The following is a 19,144-nucleotide window of genomic DNA, read 5'->3' on the forward strand; positions in this document are numbered from 1 at the left end:
GTCAAATACTCATCCCAGGCTGGCAACGTCGTGCGCGAAAGACCGCGTTTGCGTGCCGATCGCCACGGCCTTGCCGGCGCGGCGACCGGAAAACACGCAATCGGCCAGCGACAGGCCGCTGATGTACAAGTGCGAGGCGATGCCGATGGCGGTTCGCCCGGCGCTGTACAGCCCGGCAATGGGTTGGCCGTGGCCGTCCAGTACTGCGCCGGTGTGCTCGTCCACTTTGAGACCGCCCAAGGTCAGCGCGCCCAACGGAAACACCGGGTTGCTGACGCTGATGTCACAGGCATAGAACGGGCCTTGATCCAGCACCTGACGGCTGCCCGGCGATTTGCCAAACGCATCGGGCGCCGTGCCGCGCGCCCCTGCGTTGTAGGCTTGCAAGGCAGATTCCAGCGTGGCGCCGTGCATGCCGCAGGCGGCAGCCAGTTGCGACGCATCGCGACCCTTGCGCACCTTGAGCAGCATCAACGCCAGCGCTGGCAACGCCTGAAACCACCAGTAACCGTCAAACAGCGCCTGACGAATCGCCTGCTTGCGCAAGCGTGCATCCAGCACCAGCCAGGCTTTACCGCCCTGCTCTTCGCACAGCGGCTGGCCGAGGGTGGCGCCGTAGACTTCTTCGTTGCAAAAACGGCGGCCTTCGGTGTTGACCACAATGCCTTTGGGCCAGCAAAACGGCGGGTTGATAAAGCGCCAGGCCGACACCCGGCTCAGGCGGTCACTCTGCGCGCCCACCGATTGGCCCAGACGCAGGCCGCTGCCATCGCAGCCGGTGGCGCCGACCTTGAAGTTGCGGCGAAATGTAGGAGCATGTTCGCGGATCAGGTCGCGATTGAAGATGAACCCGCCCGTGCTCAGAATCACGCCCTTGCGCGCCCGTATCAGCACCGGCCGGGCATGCTCGCGTTCCAGTTGACTGACGGTCTGGCGCAAACGGTCGCAATACCCGGGGGCGAAGTTCTGCAGGCGCTCAGCCCGTGCCGCCAGGCGGGCATGTTGCCGGGCCTCGCGCGAGCCGGTCGGCAGGCGCCACAGTTCGGCACCGACCACGCTGCCCGCGTCGTCGATCACCAGACGCCGGGCGGCCGCTTGCAGCAACGGCTGGACCCCGGCGCGCAGGCAAGCGTCTTGCAGGTGGCCATACAACACTGCTCCGCACTGGCCCTTGCCCACCGTGCGATGGCCGCGAGGCGCTGGCGCTTGCGGGCCGCTGTGGGACGGCACCAGCTCGTTGCCGGAGTAATACAGGAAGTAGCCATCGGACGGGTATGAGGTCTTGCCGCCCGGAGGCACGCTGTGGGCGTACGTTGCGCCGTGGCTTTCGAGCCAGTTCAGGTTGCTGACGCTGTCGGCGCAGAATTGGCGCAGGGTGTCGTCGCGGATGACGCCCCCGGTTTCGTGTTTCAGGTAATCGAACATCGCTTGCGGGCTGTCATCAAAACCGGCCGCCCGCTGTTGCCGGGTGCCGCCGCCTGCGTAGACCACGCCGCCGCTCTTGGCGCTGGCCCCGCCGCCGGTAAAACGGTCGGCAACGATCACCTGGGCGCCGTGGGCACGAGCTTCGAGCGCGGCACACGCGCCCGCTGCGCCCCAGCCAATCACCAGCACGTCACAGCTGTCGTGCCAGGCATCCTCGGCCACGTCGCCCGCGCGCAGGGGCGCGAGGATGTCGGTGTTGCTGGTGTGTTGCGCGGCCGGGCGGCTCATACCGCCGCCTCGGCTTTGGCCGCCGACGCCACCGGCGCGTGGCGGGCGATGTGATGGGCGGCGATGTAGCCGAAGGTCATGGCCGGACCGAGGGTGCCACCGGCCCCCGGATAGCTGGTGCCCATCACCGACGCCGAACAGTTGCCAATGGCGTACAGCCCGGCAATCGGCTGGCCATCGGCACGCACCACTTGGGCGTGTTGATTGGTCAGCAGGCCGCCTTTGGTGCCGATGTCGCCCGCGTCCAGGCGCATGGCGTAAAACGGGCCTTTACGAATCGGGGCCAGGCACGGGTTGGGGGTGATATTGCTGTCGCCGTAATAGCGGTCAAAAACGTTGCCGCCCCGGGCGAAGTCCAGGTCTTCACCGGTCTGGGCGTAGTGATTGATCTTTTGCACGGTATCGCCCAAGCCCTGGGCATCGACGCCGATTTGCGCGGCCAAGGCCTCCAGGCTGTCGGCTTTCCAGTACACGGTGTTGAGCCACTCTTTGCGCAAGCGGCTGTCAGGCGCCACTTGGGCGGGCATCAACGGGCCCATCGCGTAATGGAAACGGAAGTGCCCGTCAAAAATGACCCACGCGGGCACCGAACGCCCGCCGGTCTTGAGGTTGTCTTTGTACATGGCATCGACAAATTCAAGGTACGGGGCCGCTTCGTTGACAAACCGGTGGCCGAGGCTGTTAACCACGATGGCGCCCGGAAACGCCCGTTCGGCAAACACCCCACGGGGTTTTTCTTCACCGGGCACGGCAATGGTCGGCGCCCACCAGGCCCAGTCCATCAAGGCCGTGGCAGCCCCGGCCTTCAGCCCCGCTTGCAACGCAGCCCCGGTGTTGTTGCCCGGTGGCGTGGCGCTCCAGATGGCACGGGTCGGTTGCGGCAAGAATTGCTCGCGCAAGGCCTGATTCTGCTCAAAGCCGCCCGAACCAAAAATCACCCCGCGCCGCGCCTTGAGCGTCAGCACGTTGCCCGCGCTGCGGACTTTAATCCCGGTCACGCGCTGATCGTCGACCAGCAGCTCTTCAAAATCGGTGTTCAACCACAGCGGCACGTTGCGGTCCATCAGCGAGCGGCGCAGTGACGCCACCAGCGAGCTGCCCAGCGCCGCGCGGCGATCAAATTTGCTTTTACGGCGCCATTTGAAATCCAGTTTGTAGCGCGCCATCAATTTGAAGATCAGCCATTGCCAGCCAAAACTGCGGGCCATGGCGGTGTGCGCGTCCCGTGCGGTCCAGGCGATGCGCCCCATCAGCAAGGTGGAGGGCGACGGCTTACGCAGGTTCGCCAGCTCGTCACCCAGCAGGCTGGTGTCGAACAGCTCCGGGTCCAGCGTGCGCCCACCCGGCAAGGCGCCGGGCAGGTGCGGGTAATAATCGGGGTATTTTTCCGCCACCGCATACCGCACACGACTCGTGTGCGTCAGTGCTTTGATCATCGGCGCGGCATTGTCCAGATAGGCCTGCAGACGCGCCTCATCGCCGTGTTCACCGGTCGCCGCCTTGAGGTATTGCATCGACAGCTCGGGGCTGTCGTGCCCGCCTTTGGCTTTGAAGTAATGGTTGTTGGGGATCCAGATGCCGCCGCCGGAGATGGCCGACGTCCCGCCATACTGGTTACTTTTTTCGACAATCAGCACCGAAAGGCCCTGATCGGCGGCGAACAGGGCCGAGGTCATAGCGCCGGCACCGGAGCCGACCACGATCACGTCATAGCTGGACTGAGACTGAACTTGAGCCGTCATTGTTGTTGTGCCATCCGCTGAGGTCTGAAATTCATGCTGACGTCACGCCCGCCACTGCCGTGAGCATTCACGGGCAGCGACGGGCGCGGTGCGGTCAACGCGTGGGGGCCGATTAGACAAACGGGTCGGCGTTGGGCAGGCCCAGTTGCACCAGCCCGTAACTGCGCCGGTAAGCCGCCTCGTTGTTGGCGATGTGCCCACGCGCTTGATGCAGGTCGCGGAAATACCGCGCCACCGGGTTGCCGCTGTACAGCCCCGAAGCCGCCATGCACCGCAGCAGGTCGCTGGCGCGATCGGCGCACACGTTGGTCACGTGGGACGACTGATAGCGGTACAACAGGCGCGTTTCGACATCCGGGTACTGGCCCGCTTCGGCCAGCGCCAACAAGTGCCCGTAGTTGCGCGCCAACACCAGTTTCAGGGCGTCCACGGTGATGATCGCTTCTGCCACGGCGGCTTGCGCGGCCGGGTCTTCGGCGGTTTTGGCGCCATGCTTGCCGATGTGCCCGGCAGCGTTGTCGCGAAACGCGTTGATCGCCCCTTGCAAGGCACCCATGGCCGAGGTCGAGACCGCCCGGGCAAACACCTGGGCGAACGGGATCGAGTACATCGGGTTGGTGTTGATCAAGCGGCCGGGGGTGGCTTCGACGCTGTAGTTGTTGGTGCGTTGTACGCGGTGGGCGGGCACGAAAACGTCTTCGACCACAATGTCGTGACTGCCGCTGCCGCGCAGGCCCAACACGTCCCAGTTCTGTTCAATCCGGTAATCGCTGGCCGGAAGCAGGAAGGTCCCATGCTCAGTGGGGCCGGTTTCGTCTTGCGGCACGATGCCGCCGAGGAAACACCACTGCGCGTGTTGACTGCCACTGGAAAACCCCCAGCGGCCGCTGATCTGATACCCGCCTTTGACCGGCGTCACCTTGGCCACCGGCATGTAGGTGGAGGCCACCAGCGCCGCGCTGTCTTCGCCCCACACGTCGCGCTGGGCCTGTTCCGGGTAGCGGGCCAGTTGCCAGGGGTGGACGCCCATCACGCCAAACACCCAGGCCGTGGACATGCAGCCTTCGGCCAGGATCATCTGGATTTCAAAGAACGTGCGAATGTCCACTTCGTGACCACCCCACGCCTTGGGCTGCAAGGCGCGCAGCAAACCGGTTTCCTGCAAGTCGCGCACCGTGGCATCCGGCAGCTTGCAGTCTTTGTCGGCCTGGACCGAACGGCTTTGCAGGGCCGGGATCAGGGTGCGTGCGCGTTCCAGCAGCTCAAGCTCTATCGGACTTTTCACTCGGGTCGGGTCCATCTTTGGTTCTCCGTCAGTCTCTCGCTGCGCGAATGCGCGGGCGGTCTGTGACGAATAATCCGGCCTGTGACGGTGGCCATCATCGTCAAAGCGGACTAGCCCTAACCCCGTTGTGGTTTAATTGCCGCCTTTTTTCAGCCTCCGTGTTTCAAGGAACTGCCCCATGCCGTCGACTGCCCCCACCCGCGTCCTGATCATCGGTTACGTGTGGCCGGAACCGCGCTCGTCAGCGGCCGGTGGGCACATGATGCAAATCATCGAGAGTTTTTTGCAGCAGGGCTGGCACATCACGTTCAGCAGCCCCGCAGGCGTGGGCGAGCACAAGGCGGATCTGGCGGCGCTGGGGATCGACGAGGTCAGCATCGCGCTGAACAACAGCAGTTTCGATACCTTTATCCGGGAACTGGCGCCGGACATCGTGCTATTTGACCGTTTCATGATGGAGGAACAATTCGGCTGGCGGGTCGAGAAACACTGCCCCCAGGCCCTGCGGGTGCTGGAAACCTCAGACCTGCAAAGCCTGCGCGACGCCCGCCATCAGCAGCTCAAGGCGCGCCTCAAGCACGACAGCGACCCGGACGATTTCAGCGCGCTGTTCGCCCCTGCCCCGCATGCGATCTTCGAGCACATGGCCGACACCGACCTCGCGCAGCGCGAGCTGGCCGCGATTTACCGCAGCGACCTGAACCTGATGATTTCCGACTACGAGATCGACTTGCTGGTGGAGCAGTTTCACGTCCCCAACGCCTTGCTGCACCTGTGCCCGCTTATGGTCGAGGGCGTGCCCGAAACGTTTGTGCCCTACGCGCAGCGCCAGCACTTCTTGAGCATCGGCAACTTTCGCCATGCGCCAAACTGGGACGCGGTGCTGTGGATGAAGACCACGGTCTGGCCGCTGATCCGTCAGCAACTGCCGGATGCCCAGTTACACATTTATGGCGCTTATACCCCGCCCAAGGCCACCGCCTTGCATAACCCGGCCCAGGGGTTCCATGTCCTCAACTGGGCCGAGGATGCCCTGGCAGTGATGCGCCAGGCGCGGGTCTGCCTGGCGCCGTTGCGCTTTGGGGCAGGCATCAAGGGCAAAATCGCTGACGCCATGCTGTGCGGCACCCCCAACGTCACCACGCCGGTGGGTGCCGAGGGCATGCACGGTGACTTGCCATGGGCCGGGGCCATTGCCACTTCGGCAACCGCGCTTGCCGCCGCGGCCATCGAGTTGTACCGCAACGAGGCCGCGTGGCAGCAGGCTCAAGCGCATGGCCGGGCATTGCTGGCTGCGCGCTATCAGCAGAGCATTCATGGCCCGGCGCTGGTGCAGCGTATCGAGGCCTGTCGTGTCGACCTTCAACGTCATCGTCGCAACAATTTCACCGGGGCCATGTTGCGCCATCACCATCACAAAAGTACGCAATACATGGCGCAGTGGATTGAGGCCAAAAACCGCTCACTCTAACGGCGTGATCCCCCACAGGGCTTGTAGTGCGGCACTGAAGGATGGCGCCAGCACGCGATTGCCGTGGCCACTGAGGTGGTTGGAGTCAAAGAACAGCGGTTTGCCGTTTTTGGGGTCATAGGCCGAACACATGGCCGTCGGGCACAGCACCGGGAACGGATCCCACACGGCCAGCGCGGGATACCGCTGTCGCAGACGTACCAGCAATGCCCTTTGTGGCGCGCTCAACTTTTGCAATGTGCTGCGAACCATTGTCAGCCCCGGCGCGCACACCGGATTCATCTGATTGAACCAGTCAGAACAGCGGCTGGGTGCGGCCTTGAACAGCGGTTTGGGTGCTTCGACCAACACCTGCACGTCAAGCGCGTACAGCCTGCTCAGCGTCGCTAGCGCCGACGCCTCTGCCGCTGGCTGATCACGCTCAATACGGGCTAGCAGCTCACTGACGACCGCTTCTTGGCCTCTGGCCCAGCCGATCCCCTGAAGTTCAGGCATCCGCAACGAGGGGAGAAACACGATGTCACCCGGCCGGGCACGCGCCTCAATGTCCTTGAAATCAGCTTCGCGAGGTGGCGCACATTTGGCCGAGTCGCTCGCGAGCAAGGTCAGTACGCCACACCCCCCACGCTCATACTCGATGACCTTGACCCCCAATTGTTGGGAAATCAACGTGAACAAGGTACGGTAAGCGGCTGCGTGAGAATCGCCCATGACGAACAACTGTCGACCTTGCAAACGCGGATCGTCGACCGTTGCCAAGGGATCTCTTGGCCAATGGCGATAGGCGTACCAGGTATAAGTGTCTCGGGTCTGACTCAGTGATAGCTGTTCTGTGTTACGGGTGATGGCAACTGAGGTCAATACGAAAAAAACCACTGCCGCGCCGCTCATGGCGAGCGTCAGCACCGGTGACCGCTGGCGCAGCGAGATGCTTGAGCGGACGGGTCTTTCAATCCAGTGATACGACATCGCGGCCAGCGAAAAAACCAGTACGGGATACACCCACTGCACCCAAAGCAACTCCAATCCCGTCGTCCACTTAAAAAACACCCTGACGGGCCAGTGCCACAGGTACAGCGAATAGGACAATAAACCGATATACGTCAGTGTCCGGCATTGCAGCACCCTTAGCAGCGGCGAGGCAACGTGGGGCGCGGGTAATAGGATGGCCGACAGCATCAACAACGTACCCAGCACCGTGACCAACGCCCACGGAAACGGAAACTGCTCAGGCCGGGCGAACCAAAAACTGACAATCAAAAAAGCCGCGCCAGACACTAACGCAGCGTTGGCCAGTGGCGCTGAGGCTAAAGAGCCTCGTCGGGCACCAATGACCTGAAACAGCATGGCCCCGGCGGCCAATTCCCAAAAACGACCGGGCAAAAGGTAAAACGCCGACAATGGCGCGGTCGTTGTCTGCAGCGCACACGTGACCAGTGATACAAACGCCAACATTGGCAGCAGCATCCGCGCAACAAAAGAGCGTTCGCGATACCGTAGCCACACCCAAAACAACGCGGGAAACAGCACATAAAACTGTTCTTCAACCCCTAATGACCACGTATGAAGAAAAGGATTGAGGTCGCTACCGGGGGAAAAATAGGTGTCGGTGTGCAATGCCAGCACCCCATTGCTCAGCCCCAAGAAAGCAGCGAGCCCGGTGCGATTGATATGGTCACTGAGCCAAAACTGCGGCATGAACATCGCAGACAGCACAAAGCTGACCAGCAGTACACACAACAATGCAGGAAGAATGCGCGCACAACGACGTCGATAAAAATCCCCCAGAGACCCAATCAAACCGCCAGACGATCGTTCACTCAGCGATTGGCTGATGACATACCCCGAAATGACAAAGAACATGTCCACCCCGACAAACCCGCCGGGCAGAATGTTCAGGTAATCGGTGTGGAAGATGATGACAGAAAGCACGGCAATGGCCCGCAGGCCATCAATGCCGGGGATATAGGAACGAGAGTGTCTGGACATTGAGGAACCTGCGCACGCGGATAATTGACCGCTTTGACACTAACTTGGCGTCGGGTTAACGGCAGTAGGCTGTGTCCCAAGTTCACGTAGTACGCTGCTCGGCTTTGACGTTCAGTCTGTTCGCCGACGCAACACATAGGTGTCCATAATCCACCCTTTACGCAGCCTCGCCTGCGTCCTGGCGTGTTTGATCTGTGCGCACACGTCGCGCAACTTGCCGGCAATCAGGATTTCATCGGCGGTGCCGAGGTAAGCGCCCCAATAAATGTCGAGGTCTTCGTCGACAAAGGCTTCGAACGCACACTGGGCGTCGAGCATGACCACGACGTTGTCCAGGTCATCGGCGCACAGTTGTCGCCCGGTGGTGATGCGGATCGGCTGGCCGATGCCGTTGAGGGGAATGCGATGCCGGGCCGCGAGGGCCTGCACACTGCTGATGCCGGGGATCACGTGATAGTCAAACGCGCTGCTGCCCTGCTCACGAACCCGCTCAAGAATACGCAGCGTGCTGTCGTATAACCCAGGCTCGCCCCACAACAGAAAAGCCCCGCAGGCTCCGTCGCCCAGTTCGCTGTCGATCAGGCGTGCGTAGACCTCGGCGCGTTGCGCGTGCCAGTGCTCGACCCCGGCGGTGTAAGACGCGGTTGCGCTGTCACGCTTGGGATCGTTGACCTGAACCACGCGATACGCCGGGTTACGGATGTAACGCTGGCAGATGTCCAGCCGAAGCCGGACCAGATCCTGGGTAATGGGGCCTTTATCCAGTACAAAAAACACGGACGCACGATTGAGCGCTTCGATCGCCTGCACCGTGATGTGTTCAGGATCGCCAGCGCCCATGCCAATCAGCAGAAGGGTTTTCATGCACAGAAGGCTCCGCAGTCGTCGTGCCGCTGACTATAGAGGGTCAAGCCGACGTCCGCACCGCGAATCAGCCGGTCAATACTGGGCTGACTCGCGCAGAATGTGCGTTACCAGATGTTGAGGTTGTAGCTGACGATCAGGCGGGTTTCGTCCACGTCGCGGGCGAATTTTGAGTAGTTGGTGCGGTAGGTCGCATTGCGAAAACGCAGGCTCAGGTCTTTGAACGTGCCGCTTTGCACGATGTATTTGACCTCGGTGTCGCGTTCCCACTCTTTGCCTTCTTCGGCGCGGCCCACCACCTTGATGTTGTCGCCGTTCACGTAGCGGGTCATGAACGACCAGCCGTTGTAGCCCATAGCCTTGAAGTCATAGTCGTACCGCACTTGCCAGGAGCGTTCCTGAGCGTTGGCGAAATCGTTGACTTGCAGGTAGTTGACCAGGTACGGGTTGCTGCCATCCAGATACGGCATGGACGTGTCGCCGTTCATGCGCTGCCAGCCCGCGCTGACTTTATGCCCGCCCAGCGAGTAACCCAGCATGGCCCCCAGTGCGCGGTTGTCGATGGTCGATGCCTTGGCGGAACCGGTATCGTCACTTTTGAGCAGGCGCACGTCGGCCGACAGCACGCCCGGCCCGATCGGCTGGTTGGCCAGCAGACCGACGAATTGCTGGCGATAGATGTCTTGCAGTTCGGCGTAGTGGTACTGCGCGGTCAGACGCTCGTTAACCTTGTAGTCCAGGCCGTACATGTTGAAGTGATCGGCCGTGATGTTGCAGCCATAACGCTTGTTCTTGCAGTTGAGGCGCAAATCCTGCGGGTCGGTGGAATCACGCGCGGTGTAGCGATTGAGGCGCGATGCCATGATGGTCAGGTCGTTGACATCTTTGGACACCAGCATCGCGCCGTTGAACATGTTCGGCAGCAAACGGCCGTCGTTGTACTTGAGCAACGGCAGGTCCGGGAGCAAGGCACCGTACTTGAGCACCGTGTCAGATATGCGCATTTTGGCGGTGACGCCGATTTTCGCGTATTGGTCCTTGGAACGACGCGGGTCGCTGCCGGTCGAAGGCAACAGCCCGCTGTTGCTGTCGGCGGGACTGGAATCCAGTTTCAGGCCCAGCATGCCCAGCGCGTCCAGACCAAAGCCCACGGTGCCTTCGGTGTAGCCAGATTGCACGTTGAGGATAAACCCCTGGGCGGTTTCTTCGCGCTTGGAGGCGCCTTGCGGGCTGGAAGTGCTGCCGTCCCGGAAATCGCGATTGAAGTACACGGTTCGGGCTTCGAGCTTGGCGGTGCTGTCTTCAATAAAACCGCCGGCCTGGGTATGTGCGGCAAAACCGGCGCACACGGCCAGCGCGCTCAGGCGTGCAACCCGGCACGGTGGCAACAACGAAAAAGGGACAACCATGTACAAGCTCCAGCAGCGAATCATTCGCAAGACGAAAACCATTGAGCCTGCACCTTCGGTCAAAAACCGGGGCGAAAGCGCTCAATGCAAAAGGGGGCGCAATTGTACGAAAGGCTAAGCCGCTGCCTCATACGACCTTAGTCGCAAATGATGGCCTTTTGCCCAAATTTAACCCTATTCACGTCGTTAATAGCGTTTCACCCATATCCGGCCTTAAATAGACGCACCCACGATTGACACCCTCAGGATTTTTCATGAGCGCCGTATTTTCCCTCAGCCAACTCGCGCCCCTGTCGCAACGCCTGGACTGGCAACGAAACCCGCTGGGTGATGTGGCTGACTGGCCGCAAAGCCTGCGCACCTGCGCGCAGCTGTTAATGAACTCGCCCATGCCCATGCTATTGCTGTGGGGCCAGCAGTTGACGCAGATCTACAACGACAGCTTTGCCGTGCTGGCCGGTGACAAACACCCGAACGCCTTCGGCCAGCCGGTGCACCAGAGCTGGCCCGAGTACCGGGAGTTCACCCAGCCGATCATTGACGCCGTGCTGGCAGGCGAAAGCCGCACCCACGTCGACCAGTATTTTTTGATCCCTGATCGCCAGCACGCCAATGAAATGTGGCTCGACCTGACCTTCAGCCCGGTGTGCGACGAGTCCGGCGCGGTGGCCGGGATCCTGATGATGGCGGTCAAGGCTTCGCGCCGCCGTCGCACGGCCATCAAGCTACGCCAGCGCTCAAAAGCCACGCGCCAGGCCCAGCATGACACCGAGGAACGTCTGCGACTGGCGCAGACCGTCACCAACGGCGTGGGCACCTGGGACTGGAACATCGACCAGGACCTGTTCGTGACCGACAGCCGATTCGCGCAGATGCATGGCATCGAGCCGCAGTTGTCGGGGCAATTACCGATTACCGCGTATTTACAAGGCGTCCACCCCGAAGACCGGGGCCTGCTGACGCGCTCGATCAAAGCCTGTCTGGCCAGCAATGGCGAGTACGCCGAGGAATACCGCCTGCTGGACGCCGATGGCACCATCCGCTGGGTGTTCGCCCGCGGCCGTTGCTTCAGTGCGGACCCAGGCCGCGCCCAGCGGTTCATGGGCGCAGCGCTGGACATCACCGAACGCAAGAAAACCGAACAAGCCCTGCTCCACCTCAATGAAACCCTGGAAGAACGGGTGGCCGAACGCACGCAGGCGCTGGCTGAAGCCAACGTTCAGCTGCAACGCGAAATGCAGGAGCGCGAACGGGCCGAAGACGCGCTGCGCCATGCTCAGAAGATGGAAGCCGTGGGCCAATTGACCGGCGGCATCGCCCATGACTTCAACAACATGCTCACCGGCATCATCGGCAGTCTCGATCTGATGAAACGCTACATTGCGGCGGGCCGTAGCGCCGAGATCGGCCGTTTTACCGATGCGGCGGTTTCCTCGGCACAGCGGGCGGCAGCCCTCACCCACCGGCTGCTGGCGTTTTCACGGCGCCAGTCGCTGGACCGCAAGCCGCTGGACCCCAATCATCTGGTGACCTCACTGGAAGAGCTGTTCAGGCGCACCAAAGGCGCCCATATCACCCTTGATGTGCAACTGGGCGACAACATCTGGGCCGTCAACACCGATGCGGGCCAGCTGGAAAGTGCCTTGCTGAATCTGATTATCAACGCCCGCGATGCCATGCCCCAAGGCGGCACCTTGCGCGTGCGCACCCGCAACAGCTACCTCGACGGCACGGACATCAGCACCCTGGAGCCGGTCAAGGCCGGGGACTATGTGATGCTCGAAGTCAGCGACAACGGCTCGGGCATGACGCCACAGGTGCTGGCCAAAGCGTTCGATCCATTTTTCACCACCAAGCCCATCGGCCAGGGCACGGGGCTGGGCCTGTCGATGATTTATGGCTTTGCCCAGCAGTCGGGCGGGCACGTGACCATCACCAGTGAAAGCGGCAACGGCACGTGTGTGCGCCTGTACTTGCCCCGCCATTACAACCTGCAGGTGCAACCCCGTCCGCCAGTCACCCACCCCGATGCGCCCTGCGCCATCGAAGGTGAAAGCGTGCTGGTGGTGGAGGATGACCCGGCCGTGCGCACGCTGGTGCTCAATGTGCTGGATGAGTTGGGCTACACCGCCCATCAGGCGCCGGATGCCAAAACCGCGCTGGCATTGCTGGAGTCGTCGCTGCGCATCGACTTGCTGGTGACCGACGTGGGGCTGCCCGGCATGAACGGCCGCCAGTTGGCGGAAATCGCCCGTCAACAGCGATCCGGCCTGAGCGTACTGTTCATGACCGGCTACGCGGAAAGTGCGATCCAGCGCGAAGGCTTTTTGGACACAGGCATGGACATGATCGGCAAGCCGTTCTCGGTGGATAAGCTGGCGACCCTGATTCGGGCAATGATCCCGGCGAAAACTCAGGCATAATCCGCGCCCTCGAATTTGCCCTACAGCTGCAAGGTATACGCCCCATGAAAGCTCAAGCCCGCCACATTCTGGTGAAAACCGCAGAAGAAGCCGAGTCCCTCAAGCAACGCATTGCCAAGGGCGAAGCCTTCGACGTGCTGGCCAAGAAGTTCTCGACCTGCCCTTCGGGCAAGCGCGGCGGCGATCTGGGCGAAGTGCGGCCGGGGCAAATGGTTGGCGTGATCGACCAGATCATCTTCAAAAAACCGCTGCGCGTGGTGCATGGCCCGGTCAAAAGCAAATTTGGCTACCACCTGGTGCAGGTGTTTTTCCGCGACTGAGGGGCGCGGTCACCTAAGCGCAACCGCGTGCCTCAACCGCCAAAGGCTTAAAAAAAGATCTCGAAAGGCTCAACCACCGTGAGCTGTTCGTCCACTAGGCAGCCCGTACGCCATTTATCAAACGTCAGGCACGGGTGGGACGTCCCGAAGCTGATGATGTCGCCCACGCGCAGTTCAAGGCCGGGAGCGACCGTCATGAACCCGTGTTGGTCCATCAGCGCCGTTACGGTGCACGCGCTCACGTCATCGCCCACGTCAGCAGCATCCCCTTCGCGGTAACGCTTCAACGGGACGGGCAGCCCTGCGTCATACGCCACATCGCGCTTGCCCAGCGCCACCACGGCCAATCCGGGTTCGGGCAGCGATTGCACCTGAGCCCACACTTCCAGCGCCGGGCGCAGGCCCTCGTGCAAGTCGATGCGCCGATCCAGCACGCAGCATTGCGCTGTTTTGTAGATCCCGTGATCGTGGGCCACATAACTGCCGGGGCGTAAAACACTCAGGAAGCGTCCACTGGCTGCCTCGGCGGCGAAGGCTTCGGCAATCAGGTCATACCAGGCCGAGCCCGACGCGGTGATGATCGGCGTGTCTCGCGCAAACGCGCCGTCACGCTGCAAGGTGAGCGCCAGGCGCACCAAGGAGGCGGCAAAGGCGCGGATGTCGGTGACGGCCTGTGCGCCGTGAATCACCCCTTCGTAGCCTTCGATCCCGGTCAGTGCCAACGCCGGTTGCGCGCGGATGGCAGCGGCCAGGGCCATGACCTGGGCTTCGGTCCGGCAACCGCATCGCCCGCCTGCGACGCCATATTCGATCATCACGTTCAAACGCTGGCCGCGTTCAGCGAAGAACGCGCCGAGGGCGGCAACGTTGTCCGGGTGATCGACCAGGCAGTGAAATTCAAAACCGGGGTCGTCCAACAGGTCAGCGATAAGGGCCATGTTCGGGCGACCCACCAACTGGTTGGCCATCAACACCCGGCGCACCCCGGCCGCATACGCTGTGCGGGTCTGCACCGCGGTGGCCAGGGTCATCGCCCAGGCGCCCTGCGCCATTTGCCGACGAAACAAGGCCGGGGCCATGCTGGTTTTGCCATGGGGGGCCAGCTCGCCGCCGCTGCCCGTGACGAACGCCTGCATCCAGCGAATGTTGTGCTCCAGCGCCTGGCGATGAATCACCAGGGCCGGGAGGCTGACATCACACAGCAGGTGGTCTGCGACACGCGCCGCGCCCTTTTCCACTTCGCTCCGGCTCATGGCTCACCCCTTGGCTTTGTAGGCAATGCAGTCGATTTCGACCTTGCAGTCCACCATCATCATTGCCTGTACGCAGGCGCGGGCCGGGGCGTGTTCAGCCTTGAAATAGCTGGCGAACACCTTGTTGAAACTCCAGAAGTCCCGCGGATCGGCCAGCCACACGCCTGCACGCACCACATCTTCGAGGCCGTAACCGGCTTCTTCAAGGATCGCGATCAGGTTTTGCATGGTTTTATGCGTTTGCTCGACGATGCCGCCGGCAATGATTTCGCCCTGCTCCATGGCCACCTGCCCCGAGACGTGAAGCCAGCCATCGGCTTCCACGGCGCGGGCAAAGGGCAACGGCTGACCACCGGCGCCAATGGCGCCTGTTCCGAAACGCGTGATGCTCATGACACTCTCCTCGACAAGAACGGGCGACGAAGGCGCCCAGGTCTGGGAGTTTGCCATACACGCGCAGGCGTGGAGTTAGCGGTAGAGGGTGATGAAGATCCAGGCGAACCCGGCCAGGACGAGGGTCATGCAGACCACATACAGCAAAAACGCACGTTTCACGTTCAGTACTCAACGGCAAGGGCACCAATCTGCTCGGACGACTGGCAGATTTTCAGCGGCGCGCAGTCTATCAGCCGGTGATGTCGCTGTGATATTGCAGCGAATAATGTTTCAGGCTGTTTCCGATCAGTGGAGTCGTTATTGCAACACCCACCACGCGGGCAACAGCTGTTGCACGTTAGGCTCGGCAAAACGGTCATCAATCAAGAACACTGCGCCCTGATCGCTCTGGGTACGAATCACGCGACCGGCCGCCTGCACGACCTTTTGCAAGCCCGGATACAGATAGGTGTAGTCATACCCTGCTCCGAACAACGCGGCCATGCGCTGTTTGATCTGTTCATTGACCGGGTTGAACTGGCTCAGCCCCAAGGTGGCGATAAAGGCGCCAATCAGGCGTGCGCCAGGCAGGTCGATGCCTTCTCCAAATGCCCCGCCCAGCACCGCAAAACCGATGCCCTGCCCGGTCAGGGTGAAACGGTCGAGAAACCCCTGACGCGCTGTTTCATCCATGCGCCGGGCCTGTTGCCATTGGGGGATGTGCGGGTAGCGTTCAGCCAGCAGCGCGGCCACTTGCTGCAAGTAGTCAAAACTGCTGAAGAACGCCAGGTAGTTGCCCGCCCGCTGTTCAAACTGCTCGGCCATCAGCTCGACAATCGGCGCCAGTGAGGTTGCCCGGTGGCTGAAGCGGGTGGAGATGTGGCTCATGACGCACACCGACAGCTGTTCGGCCTTGAACGGCGACTCGACGTCGACCCATACCGTGTCTGGCGCTAGCCCGAGCAGATTGGCGTAATACGCGCGGGGGTTGAGGGTGGCTGAAAACAGCACATTACTGTGCGCACTGGCCAGGCGCGGTCCGATAAAAGCCGCGGGCACCACATTGCGCAGCGTGAGCTGTGACAGGCGACGCTTGCCGGTGTCACGCAGGGTGACGTCGAAAATGAAAGGCGTGCCGAACAGCTCCGCCACCCGGCTAAATTGCAGCGCCTCGAAGTAAAAACCCTGCAGCTCGCCGGTCATGCCGTGCGGGTGATCGTTGAGGTAATCGCCTATCGCGGTGATGCAGGTCGTCAACGCGTTCAGCCACTTGCCCGGCAGTTGCGGATGAACCTGATACGGGCCGATTTGCGCTTTGTGCAGTGCGTTCCACTCGCGATTGAGGCGTTTGAACGCCTTGTCGAGGGGCGCCGGCGCATTCAGGCGCACGGCGTTCAGGCTGTACTGGTCGAGGCTTGCGCTGTACATCTGGCGGGCGCGCTCCACGAGGTTGTGGGCTTCGTCGATCAGGGTGGCGACTTTCCATTGGTTGGCCTGTGCCAGGCCATACAACAAGGCACTGAAGTCGAAGTAATAGTTGTAATCGGCGATCACCAGATCGGCCCAGCGGGCCATTTCCTGGCTCAAGTAATACGGGCATACCTGATGCGCCAGGGCCACTTCGCGCAACGTGGCCTGATCGAGAAGCGAGTGCTCAACGGCGGCCTGACGCGCGGCCGGCAAACGGTCATAAAAACCGTTGGCCAATGGGCAGGCCTCGCCATTGCAGGCGTTTTGCGGGTATTCGCAGGCTTTGTCCCGTGCCACCAGCTCAAGTACGCGCAGCGCTGTCGGGCCTGCGGCGGGGTACAGCCGTTGCGCCGCGTCCAGCGCTAACTGTCGGCCAGGGGTTTTGGCGGTGAGGAACAACAGTTTGTCCAGTTGTTGCGCAGGCATGGCCTTGAGCAGCGGGAACAGCGTGCCTACCGTTTTACCAATCCCTGTTGGCGCCTGGGCCATCAGGCAGCGGCCGGTGCTGACGGTTTTGTACACGGCCTCGGCCAGCGGGCGTTGCCCGGTGCGAAATACCGGGTGGGGAAATGCCAGCCCGCGGGCGGCCTCGTCGCGAAGGGCGCGGTGCGCCACCTCCTGTTCCGCCCACGCCAGAAACTGCTCACATTGGCGGGTGAAAAACTGTTGCAGGTCGGCGGCGCTCCATTGTTCCTGCAGCCGGGTCTCCTTTTCACTGACGATGTCGAAATACACCAGCGCCAGATTGACCGCGGGCAACTCCAATTGTTGACACAACAACCAGCCATACACCTTGGCCTGGGCCCAGTGCAGGTGACGATGATTCGCTGGCAGGGCCGCGAAGTCCCCGCGAAAGGTTTTGACCTCTTCCAGCACGTTGTTAAGCAGGTCGTAGCCATCGGCCCTGCCCCGTACACAGAGCGTGCGGTAATGGCCCTCAAGGCTCAGTTCAGCTTGATAGCTGGCAGCGCGCCGGGATGCCACGGTGCGATGCCCGGCCATGCCTTGTTGCGCACTCGGCGACGGCGTGAAGCGCAGGTCAAGGTCGCCGATTTTGGCCGTGAACTCGCACAAGGCCCTGACTGCAATGCGATAACTCACGTGGTGCATTCCTGCCATTGCACGTAACACACCGTGACCGGCATCTGGTGCTGCTCGCAAAAGGCCAGCCAACGCAACTGGTTGTCTTGCAGGCGATCCCCTGGCCCTTTGACTTCGATCATGCGGTAGGTTTTTTGCGCGGGCCAAAACTGGATCAGGTCGGGCATGCCGGTGCGGTTGGCTTTTATGTCCAGTAACAGCCGGCTGAACCACAGCTGCAAATGCGCGGGCGGCAGGCAGTTCAGCGCCTCCTCCAGCAGGTGTTCACTCAGGTGGCCCCAGGCCACGAATGGCGACTGCACGCCGTATTTTCGGGTGTACGTGTCGCGAATGGTGTGCCGGTATCGTCCGTCGTGCAATTGCGCGAAACAGGCGTCGAACAGCTCGGCCCGCCGTGCGTGGAAGTCGTCCTCCAGCAAATCGGCGGGGCCGCTTTGATACGGATGAAAAAATGCACCCGGCAACGGCGCGAAAATGGCAGGCCAGCACAACAACCCGAACAATGCGTTGATCAGGGTGTTTTCCACGTAATGCACCGGTGCATCTTCGGTGTGCAAATGGGCCACCACGCTGAACTCCACTGAACGCTGCGCATGGCGCTCCAGGCACAGGTCAAGGCGTAGCGGAGCGCGAGGTTTGGCGCGAGGCTCGGCGGGCAGGCCGAGTTTGCGTCGCAGGCGCGGGATCATGCGCTGCACTTGCTGGAGCTCCGCGTCAGTCAACGGTGCCTGCTCGGCTGTTTGTGCCAGCGCATACGCCTGCTCGTACGCTTGCAAGTGCTCCATGACCCGCACCGTGCGCACTCGGGCTTGCGGGTGCTGGCTGTGAGGGTAAATGTGCAAGGCTCGCAGATGATCGCCGGCACGCTCGTGGTAGTACCCCAATTGAAACAACAAACGCGCGCGGCGGCGTGCTAGCCAGCGGTTATCGGCCGTGTAGTCCAGCACGTGCTGCAAAACGAGTTCGACGTCTTGCGCGGCTTCGAACTGTTCGCGGCACGCATGCAGGTGTAAATAGCCGTCAATATCAGCCCGACACCGCAGGGCACGGGACGCCGGGCTCAATGGCACGGCCTCATAGGTAAACAGACCCAAGTCAGCCAATACCAGGTCGGACCAGCTCAGGTTGAGAGTGCCGAAGAACATCAAGCGCAGACGATCACCCAGGGTCCGGTTGGTCAGGGTCAACAGCCGGTCTTCAAGGCCCGGGCACCAGTTGCCCAAGGTTTGCTCATGGGTCAGCTCAAGGCTCAACCGGGCTTCCCAGTCGGACTTTCGGCCTTTGGGATCAGCAATATGCGCCGCGAAAAAGCGCAACAACTCTGCCTTTTGCAACACCTCGAACACGTCTGCCAGGTTGATCCTTGCCTGGTCATTCACCCACCCCTGTTCCAGCAAGGGCGCCGCTGCACGGGCGATATCCCCGATTTCTGCGTAATTGAGCTTGCTGGCGCGAAAATGCGTGCCCTTGCGCATGACCAGCCTCACCCACAGCGCCTGTGAGGCGCCCGGCAATTGGAGGAAGGTGTCGATGAAGCACTGCTCTTCGAGGTTCAGCAGGTCGTCGTAACGGGATTTGATCCAGTGCAAGACGTGCTGGAAGTTCTTCAGGTAGTACAACGGGTCTTCAAGGGGATTGGAAATCACAGGCGGAACAAACCACTGATGTTTAATACTGGATAAGCGTACAGATATCAGGTCGTCCGGCGGGTTGGCAATGGCTAATGGAT

The 19,144-nt window shown here is 61.7% G+C and carries 13 protein-coding genes; 3 read left to right on the top strand and 10 right to left on the bottom strand.

Annotated elements, in window-relative coordinates; all coding sequences use genetic code 11:
* Window positions 1–9: 9 nt before the first annotated feature.
* The 3 genes from V6F78_RS04390 to V6F78_RS04400 all read right to left on the bottom strand — a co-directional run bounded on the left by V6F78_RS04390 (window position 10) and on the right by V6F78_RS04400 (window position 4,755).
* A complete protein-coding gene (locus V6F78_RS04390; protein WP_332726701.1) occupies window positions 10–1,713 on the bottom strand; it encodes an FAD-binding protein in 1,704 nt (567 codons plus the stop codon).
* Window positions 1,710–3,455, bottom strand: a complete 1,746-nt coding sequence (locus V6F78_RS04395) for an FAD-binding protein (RefSeq protein WP_169892703.1) — start codon at window positions 3,453–3,455, stop codon at window positions 1,710–1,712. Before V6F78_RS04395 ends, V6F78_RS04390 begins: the two co-directional genes overlap by 4 nt.
* Window positions 3,456–3,567: 112 nt before the next feature.
* Complete coding sequence (locus tag V6F78_RS04400) at window positions 3,568–4,755, bottom strand: acyl-CoA dehydrogenase family protein (protein ID WP_314399662.1); 1,188 nt, start codon at window positions 4,753–4,755, stop codon at window positions 3,568–3,570.
* A 163-nt stretch (window positions 4,756–4,918) separates the two neighbouring features.
* Here V6F78_RS04400 and V6F78_RS04405 point away from each other — a divergent pair, with 163 nt between their 5' ends.
* Window positions 4,919–6,211 carry a glycosyltransferase gene (locus V6F78_RS04405; protein ID WP_314399664.1) on the top strand — a complete coding sequence of 431 codons (1,293 nt, stop codon included), beginning with the start codon at window positions 4,919–4,921 and terminating at the stop codon, window positions 6,209–6,211.
* Here V6F78_RS04405 and V6F78_RS04410 read toward each other — a convergent pair.
* From V6F78_RS04410 to V6F78_RS04420, 3 genes are all read right to left on the bottom strand, one after another.
* Entirely contained in the window at window positions 6,203–8,200 is a 1,998-nt protein-coding gene (locus V6F78_RS04410) for an acyltransferase family protein (protein ID WP_332726702.1), read from the bottom strand. The genes V6F78_RS04405 and V6F78_RS04410 overlap by 9 nt on opposite strands.
* Window positions 8,201–8,311: 111 nt before the next feature.
* Complete coding sequence (gene cobF / locus V6F78_RS04415; protein ID WP_094990778.1) at window positions 8,312–9,064, bottom strand: precorrin-6A synthase (deacetylating); 753 nt, start codon at window positions 9,062–9,064, stop codon at window positions 8,312–8,314.
* Between the two features lie 107 nt (window positions 9,065–9,171).
* Entirely contained in the window at window positions 9,172–10,473 is a 1,302-nt protein-coding gene (locus V6F78_RS04420; RefSeq protein ID WP_047293262.1) for an OprD family porin, read from the bottom strand.
* A 254-nt stretch (window positions 10,474–10,727) separates the two neighbouring features.
* Between V6F78_RS04420 and V6F78_RS04425 the strand changes: the two genes are divergently transcribed.
* Both V6F78_RS04425 and V6F78_RS04430 read left to right on the top strand, forming a co-directional pair.
* Complete coding sequence (locus V6F78_RS04425; RefSeq protein ID WP_332726703.1) at window positions 10,728–12,896, top strand: ATP-binding protein; 2,169 nt, start codon at window positions 10,728–10,730, stop codon at window positions 12,894–12,896.
* A gap of 44 nt (window positions 12,897–12,940) precedes the next feature.
* Window positions 12,941–13,216 carry a peptidylprolyl isomerase gene (locus tag V6F78_RS04430; protein ID WP_047274612.1) on the top strand — a complete coding sequence of 92 codons (276 nt, stop codon included), beginning with the start codon at window positions 12,941–12,943 and terminating at the stop codon, window positions 13,214–13,216.
* Window positions 13,217–13,263: 47 nt separating this feature from the next.
* Here the strand turns inward: V6F78_RS04430 and V6F78_RS04435 are convergent, their stop codons facing one another.
* From V6F78_RS04435 to V6F78_RS04450, 4 genes are all read right to left on the bottom strand, one after another.
* Window positions 13,264–14,469 (bottom strand): amino acid deaminase, encoded by a 1,206-nt coding sequence (locus tag V6F78_RS04435; protein ID WP_332726704.1) that lies wholly within the window; start codon window positions 14,467–14,469, stop codon window positions 13,264–13,266.
* Between the two features lie 3 nt (window positions 14,470–14,472).
* Entirely contained in the window at window positions 14,473–14,862 is a 390-nt protein-coding gene (locus tag V6F78_RS04440) for a RidA family protein (RefSeq protein WP_048377251.1), read from the bottom strand.
* 300 nt (window positions 14,863–15,162) lie between these two features.
* Window positions 15,163–17,415: an ATP-dependent DNA helicase gene (locus V6F78_RS04445; protein WP_332726705.1), complete on the bottom strand. Its 2,253-nt coding sequence runs from the start codon at window positions 17,413–17,415 to the stop codon at window positions 15,163–15,165.
* Window positions 17,412–19,061: a VRR-NUC domain-containing protein gene (locus tag V6F78_RS04450; RefSeq protein ID WP_332726706.1), complete on the bottom strand. Its 1,650-nt coding sequence runs from the start codon at window positions 19,059–19,061 to the stop codon at window positions 17,412–17,414. The genes V6F78_RS04445 and V6F78_RS04450 overlap by 4 nt, the downstream gene beginning before the upstream one ends.
* Window positions 19,062–19,144 lie beyond the last annotated feature (83 nt).

This window comes from Pseudomonas sp. ESBL9, assembly GCF_036668715.1.
Lineage (GTDB): Bacteria > Pseudomonadota > Gammaproteobacteria > Pseudomonadales > Pseudomonadaceae > Aquipseudomonas > Aquipseudomonas lundensis.